A 13451-nucleotide genomic window follows, 5' to 3' on the forward strand; every position below is an offset into this window, starting at 1 on the left:
CTCCTATTCTGTTTCACTTTTAAAGAGGAACCGTAAGCGTTTTTCCACGCCGTTGGGCAATTTTATTTCGAGCAGGTAGTAGTATCCGTCTACAAATGACTTGTTATCATTCAGGGGTATGAGTATGTTATTGCTACCCCATTTCAGCTTTACCGTTGGTAACTTTTTCACCTGTTGCTCCGGATTGGAAATACAACGAATGGAGTAGTCGAGCTTTGTGTCTGCATAAGTATTTTGCACGGCAAATCGTATACTTCCTTTAGCCAGGTAGAAATTACCTTTGGTGAGATCATCAATATCCCGGTAACTCTCCGGCACAATTTTCACATTATTGTCCTCACATTCCACCGTAAACTCCCATACTTCGGAATTCACCAGCATCATATCATTCTTGTAAGCAGTTACCTGCCAGGCATAAGTTTTGCCTTCCACCAGGTCTTTTGCCAGCGGCGGATAGTACAACATAGGCGTGGCAATATTGAATTGGTTGATCACCGGCAGGTTATAATTCAATGCTTCTACCTTTGCCTGCCCCTGCTTCACTTCAGTTAATATCATACGGTACTGCACACCAGGAATAGCGGGTAATAAGGGCTGCCAGAAAAAAGGCGGCCGTTTGTTACAGATTTTATCTTCTTCCGCGGGATTGATCAGGATAAGTGGTGTAAATGGCTGCAGATAATAGTCAAAACATTGTTCCCCGATCGTTTCACCCTGGTGCGACGCGTCTGCAGGGTTGAGTTCAAAACAATACTCATAATCACCCTCCGTAAAATATCCGGACTGCCGGCACACCGTAGCAATTTTGTTGTTACCGAAACGTATAGCCGCCCTGGAAAACAAGCCGGCAGGCAAAGTATTGGTGCCTGGCATCAGTTGAAAAGCGGCTGATTTAATAGCTACCACTTCGCCGGCATTCGCAGCGGATACCCTTACCGTGAGTGTCACCATTTGCGACTGGCCTGCAGGATTGGCCACCTTCACCTGCATCAGGCCGTCCAGGGTACGCCCCTGCATTTCAGGTATGAAAACAAATGATACCTGTGCATAGGAAGTTCGGGCAAAAAGTAGCAGGAAGAGGAATATCACTCCAGAATATAACTTCAACATAAAACTCAATTCAATAGGTAAGAGAAAGCCACCTCGCTTCTGAAATTGCCAAACAGATAGTTTTGTGGAGTATTTAACAAATTTTTCCGGCAATCAATAAACATACTCATGTTCAGTTTCGGCAGGATGTTGGTACCAATTGTTTGCCTGATCCCCACCTGTTGCACCACCGCCTTATTATCCAGGTAAGTAAGGCCACTCGAACAATTCAGCTTGCGTAGCAGCTGATAGGTCCATCCGGATTCCAGCGTGAGCAGGTTGGCATACACTGCCTCTCCTTTAATATCTTTATTATAGAAGAGATTAAGGGAAAGTACATGGGTATTTATTATGAAGTTGTGATTCAGGTTCAGGTTTAACATCGTGCTGTGCTGGGGTAAAACATCTACCTGCTGATAACCCAATATTACATTGCTGTTGAAAGGCAACGACCATAAGGCGCCATTCACCTGGGATCCAACAGATAGCTGGCGGGTGAGATACTGCAATTGTGCCGGCTTATCTCCTCCGGTGCTCTTCATGGCCGACTGGTTAAAGTGGGCATCGAATGAGAGCTTACGATTCAACTTCCAACGACCGTCAATGGCAAATTGCCGGTTTCTCCATTTACTATTGGTCAACGCCGAGGCACTGATATCCTGAAAATCCGACCGCACGCCTACCGAAATCTTATTCTTATACCAGCTGCGCTTCAACCGCAAACCATAACGGATGGTTCCTCTTCCTGCGCCCGGGGAAGCGGGATTATTATATCCGAGGCCGGAATAGCTGATGTAAGCGCGTTGTGTCAGTTTCCACTCATCCACCTTTCCGTTATAATCGAGCCCCACCGACAAGGTTTCCCAAAAGTCATTGAACATCCCCAGTACAGCGGCTTTGGAAGCTACCATGGGATCATTCCCGGTTGCGGAATTTCTGAAACTATTGTTGGATTTGGATAGCTGTGCCGCAATACGTCCGTATTTACCTACACTTACATCTTCAGAAAATGCTCCTACAAATGTATTCCGGGGCAGGTTCAACGTGGAATATTGCCGGCGGTTATCACTTTTGGTATTGGCATTTACTACGCCTGCATGACTGTGAGGCGCACCGATATCTCCTTTACCTGTCTGCAAAAATTGCATACTGTAAGCGCCCGGATCCAGCGACGAGTTGAAGGGCTGATCCTTTACCATTCCGCCATCCATCCGCTTGCCGGCGCCCAGCATTAAAAATTTATCCTTATCCAGGAAAGAAGTTTGTATACCTGACATAAATAAGTCCTGGACACCTCCCTTGCTTCCACTGGCTGCAATATTCCCGATGTCTACCTGTTTTGCACTCAGCAGTAATTTCTGCAACATGCCCAGTGGCAACAAATCCTTTATGTTCCGTACTTTACTGGCTTCCTGGTCCATTTCACCGCTGATGCGTTTACCCGTGGTACGCTGATCCGCAATAACAGACTTGGCCTGTAGCCCTTCTCCTACATCTCTTTTCAACTGGTATACTTTTTCCAGGTAGGTTCTGGCCGCGCTGGCAGTACGTAAATGTTCCCACTGCCCGGTTAACAGGCTATCTTTTCCTCCTGCGCGTTGCAATAAACTATCCTGCAGCCTGGCCACCTGGGGATCGAGATCTGCCTCCGTGAGTGAAAGCGCAGGATTATGTAACAATTCATTCTTTATCTGCAGGGAATCCAGCTGGATAATATGATCACTGCTCAACAACGCCTTAAATGCCGCGGCCTGTGGTGCACCTACATCAGGTATAGTTTGCTGTATGGATGCCAAACGATCATTTACAAATGATTTCATCGCTCCGGCAATATCTATATCATCCAGGAAATACTTTTTGAGATTGTATTTTTCTTCTACGATACCATTCAAGCGCTTTACATAAGCCTCTTTATCAAAAGAAAACTTAAACAGCGACTGGTTAATCATGTCATTGTCCCAAACGCTGCGCCCTGAAATATTGGAATACCCTATGTTAATGGGTATATTCTTTATCATCACCTGGTCGTCCAGCCGGGCATTGATGCCTGCTACGCCTGAGTTTCCAGGGTTGTTATCAATAAATCCTCCCAGGGTAAGCCCTTTCAAATCGTTCTTATAGGCGCCTTTGGCGAGTAACTGATCAATACCTGCATCATTTCTTAACGCATAAAATCCTCTCAGCTTTCCGTTGATATACTGTTTAATACGATTAGAATCCCTGGCCAGGTTCATTCCCTGTTGCAACTGTGCCAGTTGCTGTTTACCAAAGGAATTACTGATATAGGCGGTAAACTGTTGCCTTACCGGCATTTGCAGGTATTGAGCCGCACCTACACCTGGTATCGCCGGACCCAGTTGCTTCACTGCGGAGGAATAAATACCGGAAGCGTTCCGCTTATTCAATGAGTCTGCAATCAGCTTTTGCAGCATATCATTTTCCATAGGAGAAGTTATCCTGACGGCGCCACCGGTCGCCTTGTTTACAGCCGATATTTTACTAGTGATTTGAGCATGTACGGACGCGGAAATCAACATCCACGCAAACAACGCCCCTATAGCTTTTGCCATACAGTTTAAATTGGGGAATACAAATGCTGAGAAATAAACACAGATGGTTACCTCTGCTGACGGTTAACAAGATGCCCTGACTATCGAAGCATCAATTACCGGCAATACAGAGAGGAATATGCACAGACAGCACATTTCAGGCATTTACCAATACCTTACTCCGGTTTTATGATCTACCTGGAAATTAATTGACTTTGGTCCGAATAAATGAACGGGTTGCAGCAGTGATAGCTTCGTACAAAATATTTCATAATATAGGATTTTAAAACAGAATAACAATATATGAATATGCTTAACAAACAGACGCACGAGAACTCTACAAGTCAGAATAAAAAGGTTGCGAGTCAACGAACAATTACAAAGCTAAAGTTTATTTCAACAAACAAAAATTATTTACAGATAAATTTATACGCATGATAAAAATAGCCGCACAGCGATGGCTCTCCGTAGATAAAATTAACTAAACAGTAAGCCCCTGTAATGAACATATGCACTTCCTGGTTGTTTATCTTATATAGCCTGCCATCTTTTTATTCACCAGAAAAAACAACTGGTTTATGAAAACAATGCTTATACTCACCGATTTTTCGGAGAACGCTTTCCGGGCCGCCGAATATGGCGCTCAGATAGCGGATCCTTTACATATTACGCGGATCATCCTCTACCATGCTTTCCAAACCGTGGTGATGGGTACCGACCTTCCGGTAAGTAATACGCAGGAAAGCCGGCAAATATACCTGGAGAGTATGGAAAACCTGGCCCTGCAGCAGGACCGGATTAAACCCATGGTGCCTAATATTCCGATTGAGCTGGTGGCAGAAGACATTTCCCTGCCGGTACATATACAGAATTTCTGTAAACACCAGGGAGTAGATATCCTGGTGATGGGGGTATCTGGCAGATCAGGGCTGGAGCGACTATTACTGGGCAGCACCACTTCACTCATGATCACAGAAAGCGGCGTGCCGGTGTTGATGGTGCCTAAAGACACGCCACTGGGGCGCCCCATGCAATCTATTGTTTTTGCTACCGACCTGAAAGACCATAGCACCGTCCCGGTGCATCAACTGTACGAATTCCTGGATGCTTTCCCCGTAGATATACAGGTGCTTAATATCGCCAAAGAAAAGGACGAAAAATATGTCGTAGAAACGAAAGAGGCGATTACCAACCTGCACAATATTTTTGAAAAATACAACGCTACTTTTGACTATATAAAGGAAGATCATACCGTAGAAGGTATACTCGACTATTCCAACCGTCACCACGCATCCCTGTTGGTGGTGGTGCCGCAACAGCGCGGTTTTATGGCGTCCTTATTTCATAATAGTATCTCCAAAAAACTGGCGTATAACTCTAATATCCCTTTGCTGTCTTTACCTCCGGGAGCAATCTGTTAATGTAAGCGTCAACTCCGGCGTATACCGGAGTTGACCGCTTCCGGCTTATAATAACACCTTGGTATCTACGGCACATTTAATCAGCATGGCGGTGTTGCGCGCATTGAACTTCCCCAACAGGTTACGGCGGTGGCTGTCTACCGTATCCGAGCTGATAAATAATTGCTCTGCTATTTCATGATTGGTATGCCCACTGGCGATGAGCCGTAATACTTCTTTTTCCCTTTTGGTAATGTGCAGGTGATGGGCGCACTCGTCTTTCAGGGCCTGTTTCAGTTCGGCGGACAAGTACGTATGTCCCGAGTATACATCATGAATGGCTTTAAGTAATTCTTCTTTATCGGCATTCTTCATCAGGCATCCGCTGGCGCCGCTGTCGAGCAACCCGGCAATACTCCGGTCATTTTTATGATAACTTAGCCCCAACACCGCTACAGTGGGGTACCGTTTTTTTATGCTGGCACAAAGTTCGGCCCCGCTGATATCTGGCAGGGAGGTATCCAGTAACACCACGTCGGCGGGGTGCTGATCCAGGAAACGGAGACAGGATGTACCAGTCCGGGTTTCTCCTGCTAATTGTATATCAGTTTCCCTGCCAAGCAAGGATCTCAAGCCCTCAAGGATCAATGGATGATCATCAACAAAATATAAACGGATCATGGTTCTTCAATTTGCTGTAACGTGTATAAGCTGTGGCATTCTGAGCTGGGTAAACAAGTGAGCCCATTTACTATAGTATTGTAAGATAATAAAAAAATCCAGGGATTCCTTCTCACGACAAGTTTAAAATATCAACAGGCTATCCTGCCAGGCAGGTTTAATACTGGTATCGGCAAAACTGATCAGCGATAAGCCAATACCGGCAATACCTTCCAGCATATTATGACTACTTACAAAGTCGGGATGATGATAAAACTTGAAACCCGCCGGACCATCGGCCCAGGTATTCATTTCCAGTGTCGTTTTCCACCAGTATTGCGAAGCCGATAGCAGCTGCTCATCTCCATAATACAGGCCTGCCTGTTGCAGGATATGTGCAATCCCTGCGCTGCCATGACACATACAGGCATCATGTACAGCCCCGTTCTTTACATTGCGCTCACGGGCCACCTGCCTGAATATCTGCAAGGCGTCGTGCTGGTAGTCGCCCCGTTGTAGCCGATGCCCTGCTCCCAACAGCGTGGCCGCAATGCCCAGGTCGCCGTAACACCAGCCCAGACGGCTGTGCGCCGCGCCTACCACGTCGCCGGCAGCACTTACCAGGGTGGGAAACAGCGACTGCCCCACCGGGCTGGCCAGGTTCCTGGTTTGCAACAACCAGGATATACTGCCACTCAATAAGGGGAGCACGCGGTGGCGGGCGATGTTCTTTTCATAGCAGCGGGCCAGCACAGATATGATGGCCGGCACCCCATGTGCCAACCCCAGGTTAAAAAGATCCTGGTCTTTATTGGCTTCGCTGGTGCTGGAAAAATTATCCTTCCAGGCAATACCTCCTGTTAGTGTCAGCGCCGTGTCCTCCAGGTGCTGTATTAGCCCCTCCAATGGCGCCGCCGCTTCCGTTGCCGGCCAGCGCTCCAGGAAATACAGGGCGCCTCCCAGCCCCTGGTGCAAAAAATCATTCCGTCCTGCCACCAGTTCGGCTGCCATAAAATCTGCTACCACCGCATCTATTTCTGTAAAAGCATCGGTGGTGTCGGCCGTATCCAGCAACCCTATGGCGCCCAGGTGCTGCAGGCACCAGGCGATACCCGCCATCCCACTGCAATGCGAGCCATCCATGGGCGTATCTGATAAGGCCGACAAACATTTTTCCACTACGGCGGCAGCCTTATCCAGGTGTTGCTCCTCACCCGTAAGCTGAAAATAATATGCGTAAAATAATGCTGCGCCGGTATACCCGCCCAGCAATCCCGCATGCGCATCAGTGGCGATAAACTGGTCCAGTTCTCCGCAAATCCTTCGCAGCAGCAATACGGCTGCTTCTCTTTGATCCATATAATTGATTGCCGTTATTAAATATATAATGGCAAAACATGTATTGCTTTGCGCGCACATGTTTTGCCATACAGTTCAGTTGATAAGATATAAATCCGGGCGCATACATTGGGTAATAACCTATATGTATACACGCCGGAAAATATACCCGGCAGGCGGCACACCTATGCCCTGCCGGCGTATAAAAAGCGACCGTTAAAAACGGCAGGAATCCACGCTGCAGATAGGAGCTCCCTGGCTCATGTTATCTGTGCATACCCGGAAGGAAATGACGCAAAGCACGCCAGTAGCAGCCATTTGCGGCATGTTTGACTGCGACGATAATGCAGCAACTTTTATTTTACCCAGATTAAGTTTTTTCGCGGTGACTTTTTTCATAAACTGATTTTTAAACAGTACAGTTAATTGTTGAAGAAAAACGGAATTACTCCCGGTTGTTTACTTAGAAACAAGTATCCTTTGAAATAGGAGGAGGACATTTCGCAAATAAACTGCAACCAGTATAAGTAGGCGCTTTTACATCAGCAGACTCGCGGAGACTTAATTTGGCTACTTTCAACTTACCCAACGTAAGCTTCTTAATTGGTATTTTTCTCATAATGCAACATTTATATGTGGTGAAAAATAAAAGACAATAAAGCGGGCAGGTTTAATCAGGTTTACAGGTTTAATTAAATAGGGTGACTAATACGGGCTTGCAGGATTTGCTATAAAAGTAGGGAGAAACTTAGACACGGCAGCTCACGGAAAAACGTGATTTTTAAATACTATTATTAAAATTTACCTGTTTTACGTGATGGTCTGCCATAGCCGGAATCGGTACCTTCAGTACCTAATGTTGACCTTGCGCCATGATCAGAGCTGAAAATTTCTATGTGGTAAGAACGCCACTCTTACCTGTTAATACTATCCAGCAGTTAAGCCATATTACTAATGCCACACTTTCTACTGTCATCAAAGATATTTTCCAGGATGCCTGCCTGCAGGAAGCTATTTACATTGCTTCCCCGGAGCTATACCAGGAATGGCAAAAGTGGCAGCACGGTACCGGCGTCAGTGAAAAAGACCAATATAAACTGGCCCTCACCCTCTATCGTTACCTGCTCAGGATGAGCACCCGCTGTACGCCCTATGGCCTCTTTGCAGGCTGCGCTACCGGCGAAACCGCCGATCACACCAGCATACAACTGCAGGAGAAAACAGCCCATAAAAAACATTGTCGCCTGGATATGAACTACGTAGCAGAACTGGCCGCCGCCATCACTGCCACACCTGCTATCCGGGAACAACTACGCTATTATCCCAACAACTCACTATATGCCACCGGCGCTCATTACCGTTACGCCGCATACAGCATCAAAAATAAAATCCGCACTTACTTTCTTACAGCCGTCAATAAAAGCCCCTATCTCGACAAAATGCTGGCTACCGCCGCTACCGGCGCACGGTTGAGCGAAATCCGCAACAGTATTACCAGCGCAGACATCTCCGCGGAAGAAGCCGCCGAATTTACAGCTGAACTACTCGAACATCAGCTACTTGTGAGCGAACTGGAACCGACTGTTACCGGGGAAGAATTTTTTGTGCAACTGGTAAACCGCCTGGCTGCGCTCCCGGAAGCGGAAACATTCATCAGGCCCCTGTCTCAACTGCAAAAAATACTACAGGCGCAGGACACCGGCGTCGAAAAATATACGGCAGCCCATGCACTCGTAAAATCACTATTACCCGATACCAGCAATAAAGACCTGGTACAAACAGACCTGTTTTTGGCCACCAACAGCAACCAATTGAGCCACACCGTCGTGAATGAACTGGCTGCTCAAATGGGACAACTATGGAAACTGGCCACTCAACACCAAAACACCGACCTGCAACAGTTCTGCCAGGCATTCCATCAGCGCTATGAAGAACAGGAAATTCCACTCAGCCTGGCACTTGACACCGAAGCAGGCATCGGGTACGGCTCCTACTCCGGCAGCGGATCTGATCATACACCACTGGTAGACGATGTGCATATTATAAAACAAGCACCGGCGAATAACCAGCCCCATAGCAAAATGCAGGACTTCCAACTGCAACAGCTGCTGGCCTGCCTGCAACAACGTAAACAAACCATTACCCTTACCCGGGAACAACTGGATACCCTAAAAGATACGGATACCAGCCCTGTACTGCCGCACAGCATGTACCTGATGGGCAGCATACTGGCCGGCAGCGCAACCGACATCGATCATGGACACTACCTGTTTGATATGAGCGGCTGCTCGGGCCCCTCCGCTGCCAACCTGCTCGGCCGATTTTGTCACGGCGACGAAAAACTACTGGCCAACGTACAAGCATGCCTGCAGGAGGAAGAAGCCGCCGACCCGGAAAAAATCTACGCGGAAGTGGTACACCTCCCCGAATCAAGAACCGGCAATATATTGATGCGCCCACGACTCAGGAAATATGAAATCGTATACCTGGCCAACAGCACTACACCGGATGACTGTCAATTACCACTCTCCGACCTGATGGTAAGCGTGCAAAATAACAAAGTGGTGCTGCGATCTAAAAAACTGGACAAGATCATCGTTCCCAGGCTTAGCACCGCACACAACTACCACCAGGGACTCCCCGTATACAAATTCCTGTGCGATCTGCAACACCAGGACTATCACACCGGCATTATGTGGCGCTGGCAGATTCCAGGCGATATCTCCTTCCTCCCACGCGTACAATACGGCAATATTATTCTCAGCAAAAGCACCTGGCTGCTGCATAAAAAAACCTACCCCACACTCGCCAACGCCGCGGCAGGAGATTATATGACCCTCTTCCGGGAAATCAGCGCACAACTGGAGCTTCCGCGGTATGTGGTCATCAGGGAAGGCGACAATGAACTGCCGGCGGATCTTCACAATGAAGTATCCGTACACCTGCTGGTAACCCAACTGCTCAAAAAAGAACAGGTCACCCTGCAGGAATACCTCCATACACCTGACAACTGCTGGATAACGGGAACTGATGGGAAACATACCAATGAATTGATCATCCCGCTAAAGAATATCTCTTCCGAAAAAAACAAAAGAGATACTGGTATTTACCCAGGATCGGCTGCCAGCGCTCTACCTACGAGGAAATTTGCCACCGGCAGTGAATGGCTGTATGTAAAATTGTACACCGGCACCCGGAATGCTGAATCCCTCCTGAAATCAGTGATACGCCCCCTTGCACTATCCTTGCAGGAAGAAAGGCTCATCGACAAATGGTTCTTTATCCGCTACACCGATCCGGATCATCACCTGCGGGTCAGGTTCCATCACGCCAGCGACAAAGGATTCTGGAAAACAGTAATGGAAAAACTATACGAGCAACTCGCACCTCATATCGGAAACGGGCAACTGTATCGCATGCAGACCGATACCTATGAACGGGAAATTGAACGCTACGGCATCCATACCATGAGGTTCAGCGAGGATATTTTCCACTGCGACAGTGAATGTGTAACCGGCATTATCGACCTGCTGGAAGAGGAAGAAGGAGAAGCCTATCGCTGGAAGCTCGCACTGCGGGGGATTGATAGCCTGCTGGACGATTTTGGTTATCGTCTTCCGCATAAAGCAGCACTGCTAAAAAAATTGCAGTCAGGTTTCTTTGAAGAATTTGGCGGAGGGAAACCGCTGCTATTACAGCTCAACGATAAATACCGCGCGGAAATGCGCCCTGTCAGCAGCTTTCTCGATCCCACGCAAGATAACGATAACGACATCGCAGCTGCCATCGCTTTCTTTGACGCCCGCTCGCGGAAAATAAAAGAGCTGTTGCAGGAAACCGGTACCAGGGGAAATGACGACCTGCTGTCGAGTTACATTCATATGTTCCTTAACCGGATATTATTGTCCAACCAGCGTAAACATGAACTGGTACTCTATCATTTCCTGCACCGGTATTATGAATCCCGACTGGCTATCGCACAGAAGCAACAACAAACAAAGCCTCTATTAATCACTAAATAAAAATTTGAGTATGAAAAAGCAACAAGCAAAAAAAATGACCCTGGGCGCCGTAAAAGTGGCCAAATTAAATGGTAATGCGCAAGGACAGAAAATTCCTACCACTACCGTCTTTACTACCACCACTCATCACACCTTCGATTGCTAACATTAAAAAATACCGGGCATTGGCATTGTTTACTCCTACAAACAATGCCGCTACCCGGTATTATTATTGTATATGCTTCCGTTTATTCAGGAATAAATAAAATAGCATCTGCTACTACTACCCCATCCGATTCCCGGTTGCTGATTTCTACATAAGTATTTTTTCCTGCGCTCAGGGTATGCACTCCCAAATCCACCCATTCGCCGGAAGTCTGCCCTTCTACTTTCACTGACTCCGATTTAACAGGTATCCTGGTTTCCTGTTGCCCATTGTTGATCTTTACCCAGGTAACGGTAGCATGATTAGGTACCCTTGGAATATACGCATATACCTTGTAACGTCCTTGCGCCGGCACTTCCGGCAAAAAGCGCATAAATTTGTCAGTTGCGCCCTTAGACGTATCGGCTAAAAAAGAAGGACCATAACCGCCCCAGGTCACCCGGTCCCAGGAACCGCTTTTCACGGTATGGGCTTCATCATCGTTATCTACCAGGATCTCTGGTTTACTATTGTTGGCCAGCGGATTTTCTTTCAGCATACGTTGCACTGCCGTTACGTCCACATCCTGTACCGGGGCGTGACCATCGATGGCCACGGCGGCGGCGGTAGCGGCCGACTGTCCCAGCACCATAAATACCGGCTCCATTCGAATAGACCCATAAGCGATATGAGACGCAGATAAACATACCGGTACCAGCAGGTTTTTACAATCGCTGGCTTTCGGAATGATAGAACGGTAAGAAACCGGGTAAGGTCCAAATCCACCCTTTTGTACATCGCCTTCATTTTTCACCATCCCGTTTACCACGATACGCTGGCAGTTGTGCGAATCCATGGTATAAGCGGCCATGCCTACGCCGTCGCTTATCTTTTCATGTCCTTCGCAATTGGCCTGGGTCATCACGTAAGCACCCACCATGCGGCGCACTTCCCTCACATACATTTGCGGCGACCAGTGCCCATTGTCGGTGTATTCGTCCTTGGGATAGCCCCAGGCAAGCATTTCCTTGCGCAGCAGCTCAGGCATGCGTTCGTCATGACCAATAAAGTACAGCAGCCCCTTTGTATAGTTTTCATGTGCTTTTATAATACGTTGCCGCGTGGCATCATCTGCCTCCGGGTAATCATAGTTCATACCTATCATGTCGGTAGAAAAAGCGCCCCTGTTATTAATATCGGTTTTACCGCCCGGCATGTGGCTGATGATCATGATGGTATTCAGGGTGGGGGCATTTAATTTGGGGAGCAATCGCAGCAACAGCTCATACCGGGACGGATCATAATCTTCCGGTTTGGTGATCGGTACCTGGTTATTGGGTTGATTAGTCAGGCAAATTCTATAATTATAAGCCTGCACTTTTTTATCGCCGGTGCCGGGTGCATCCAGGGTAGCCGGGCTAATGCCCCACAATAGCCCGCTTTCCGGCTTGCCAGGAATTTTGTAGGGATCCACACCATCAGGAAACTGGTGTTCATGCATCATCTGCACGCCATTATACGTTTCATGATACAGGCTGTTAGCTTCCCGCCCTACCGTATACGCTACGCCGGCTTTCGCCATTAAATCGCCCTCGTAGGAACAGTCGATAAACATTTTGGCTTTCACCACTTCCGAAGTGTGACCTTTCACGGTGATTTCCGTAATATATCCATTTTTCTTGCGGACACTGTTGAGTTGATATTCATACAGCACATTCACTTTAGCTGCATCAATATATTGCTGGAAAATATCGGCGGCTACATGTGGTTCAAAAATCCATTGCTCCAGCTTACCATAATGCTGACCAATGCGGCGGTAGAAGTCGCGGGAAATGCCTGTGATGGCAGATTTATTACCGATGTCAGTATACCCCAATCCACCGGTGGTAAGGCCGCCCAGGTGTTTATCCGGTGAAATCAGCAGCACCGTTTTATGGAGTTGTTTTGCGGTATATGCAGCAATAACACCGGCGGAGGTGCCACCGTAAATACAAACATCTACCTCCCTGGGGGTAACTGCAAAAAGGGATTGACCTGCCAGTAACAGCATACATGCGGGCAGCATGACTTTTTTCAATAACATAATTCGTAAAAAATGATAGTTGATACAGACAAAACTGCGAAGGCTGTAACGTGGAACTTACAGGATAGCAGCATATATTCCTCATCAATATACAGCGCATTGCTTAGAAAAGGAAATGCACGGAAAAGATATAATACGGGGGAAAAATGATTGCACGACAAATTTATTACCCGGGATTGCAGGACA

General features: G+C 47.4%; 10 protein-coding genes. 3 read left to right on the forward strand and 7 right to left on the reverse strand.

Annotated features, from left to right (window positions below; all coding sequences use genetic code 11):
• Window positions 1–3: 3 nt before the first annotated feature.
• Together HGH91_RS06735 and HGH91_RS06740 are read right to left on the reverse strand one after the other, a co-directional pair.
• Window positions 4–1110, reverse strand: a complete 1107-nt coding sequence (locus tag HGH91_RS06735; RefSeq protein ID WP_168737655.1) for a DUF928 domain-containing protein — start codon at window positions 1108–1110, stop codon at window positions 4–6.
• A gap of 5 nt (window positions 1111–1115) precedes the next feature.
• Window positions 1116–3659 carry a hypothetical protein gene (locus HGH91_RS06740; RefSeq protein ID WP_168737656.1) on the reverse strand — a complete coding sequence of 848 codons (2544 nt, stop codon included), beginning with the start codon at window positions 3657–3659 and terminating at the stop codon, window positions 1116–1118.
• Between the two features lie 557 nt (window positions 3660–4216).
• On the opposite strand from HGH91_RS06740, the gene HGH91_RS06745 reads away from it, so the two are divergent.
• Window positions 4217–5059 (forward strand): universal stress protein, encoded by an 843-nt coding sequence (locus HGH91_RS06745; protein ID WP_168737657.1) that lies wholly within the window; start codon window positions 4217–4219, stop codon window positions 5057–5059.
• A gap of 45 nt (window positions 5060–5104) precedes the next feature.
• Here the strand turns inward: HGH91_RS06745 and HGH91_RS06750 are convergent, their stop codons facing one another.
• From HGH91_RS06750 to HGH91_RS06765, 4 genes are all read right to left on the reverse strand, one after another.
• Window positions 5105–5719, reverse strand: coding sequence for a response regulator (locus HGH91_RS06750; protein ID WP_168737658.1), 615 nt, complete (start codon window positions 5717–5719; stop codon window positions 5105–5107).
• 123 nt (window positions 5720–5842) lie between these two features.
• Window positions 5843–7057 carry a lanthionine synthetase C family protein gene (locus HGH91_RS06755; protein ID WP_168737659.1) on the reverse strand — a complete coding sequence of 405 codons (1215 nt, stop codon included), beginning with the start codon at window positions 7055–7057 and terminating at the stop codon, window positions 5843–5845.
• A gap of 195 nt (window positions 7058–7252) precedes the next feature.
• Window positions 7253–7435: a hypothetical protein gene (locus HGH91_RS06760; protein ID WP_168737660.1), complete on the reverse strand. Its 183-nt coding sequence runs from the start codon at window positions 7433–7435 to the stop codon at window positions 7253–7255.
• Window positions 7436–7499: 64 nt separating this feature from the next.
• A complete protein-coding gene (locus tag HGH91_RS06765) occupies window positions 7500–7655 on the reverse strand; it encodes a hypothetical protein (RefSeq protein WP_168737661.1) in 156 nt (51 codons plus the stop codon).
• Between the two features lie 253 nt (window positions 7656–7908).
• Here HGH91_RS06765 and HGH91_RS06770 point away from each other — a divergent pair, with 253 nt between their 5' ends.
• Entirely contained in the window at window positions 7909–11058 is a 3150-nt protein-coding gene (locus HGH91_RS06770) for a lantibiotic dehydratase (RefSeq protein WP_168737662.1), read from the forward strand.
• 10 nt (window positions 11059–11068) lie between these two features.
• The gene (locus HGH91_RS31390; protein ID WP_262888297.1) at window positions 11069–11203 is read left to right on the forward strand and encodes a hypothetical protein; all 135 of its coding nucleotides are present in this window, start codon (window positions 11069–11071) and stop codon (window positions 11201–11203) included.
• Between the two features lie 82 nt (window positions 11204–11285).
• Here the strand turns inward: HGH91_RS31390 and HGH91_RS06775 are convergent, their stop codons facing one another.
• Window positions 11286–13265, reverse strand: a complete 1980-nt coding sequence (locus HGH91_RS06775) for an FAD-dependent oxidoreductase (protein WP_168737663.1) — start codon at window positions 13263–13265, stop codon at window positions 11286–11288.
• Window positions 13266–13451: the final 186 nt, after the last annotated feature.

Source organism: Chitinophaga eiseniae (genome assembly GCF_012641265.1).
In the GTDB taxonomy this organism is placed as follows: domain Bacteria; phylum Bacteroidota; class Bacteroidia; order Chitinophagales; family Chitinophagaceae; genus Chitinophaga; species Chitinophaga eiseniae_A.

Excerpts from the sequence above, each read along its gene's own strand:
- HGH91_RS06775 (WP_168737663.1), bottom strand. The coding sequence starts at position 13,265 with ATGTTATTGAAAAAAGTCATGCTGCCCGCATGTATGCTGTTACTGGCA.
- HGH91_RS06745 (WP_168737657.1), top strand. The coding sequence starts at position 4,217 with ATGAAAACAATGCTTATACTCACCGATTTTTCGGAGAACGCTTTCCGG.
- HGH91_RS06770 (WP_168737662.1), top strand. The coding sequence starts at position 7,909 with ATGATCAGAGCTGAAAATTTCTATGTGGTAAGAACGCCACTCTTACCT.
- HGH91_RS06755 (WP_168737659.1), bottom strand. The coding sequence starts at position 7,057 with ATGGATCAAAGAGAAGCAGCCGTATTGCTGCTGCGAAGGATTTGCGGA.
- HGH91_RS06740 (WP_168737656.1), bottom strand. The coding sequence starts at position 3,659 with ATGGCAAAAGCTATAGGGGCGTTGTTTGCGTGGATGTTGATTTCCGCG.
- HGH91_RS06750 (WP_168737658.1), bottom strand. The coding sequence starts at position 5,719 with ATGATCCGTTTATATTTTGTTGATGATCATCCATTGATCCTTGAGGGC.
- HGH91_RS31390 (WP_262888297.1), top strand. The coding sequence starts at position 11,069 with ATGAAAAAGCAACAAGCAAAAAAAATGACCCTGGGCGCCGTAAAAGTG.
- HGH91_RS06735 (WP_168737655.1), bottom strand. The coding sequence starts at position 1,110 with ATGTTGAAGTTATATTCTGGAGTGATATTCCTCTTCCTGCTACTTTTT.
- HGH91_RS06760 (WP_168737660.1), bottom strand. The coding sequence starts at position 7,435 with ATGAAAAAAGTCACCGCGAAAAAACTTAATCTGGGTAAAATAAAAGTT.
- HGH91_RS06765 (WP_168737661.1), bottom strand. The coding sequence starts at position 7,655 with ATGAGAAAAATACCAATTAAGAAGCTTACGTTGGGTAAGTTGAAAGTA.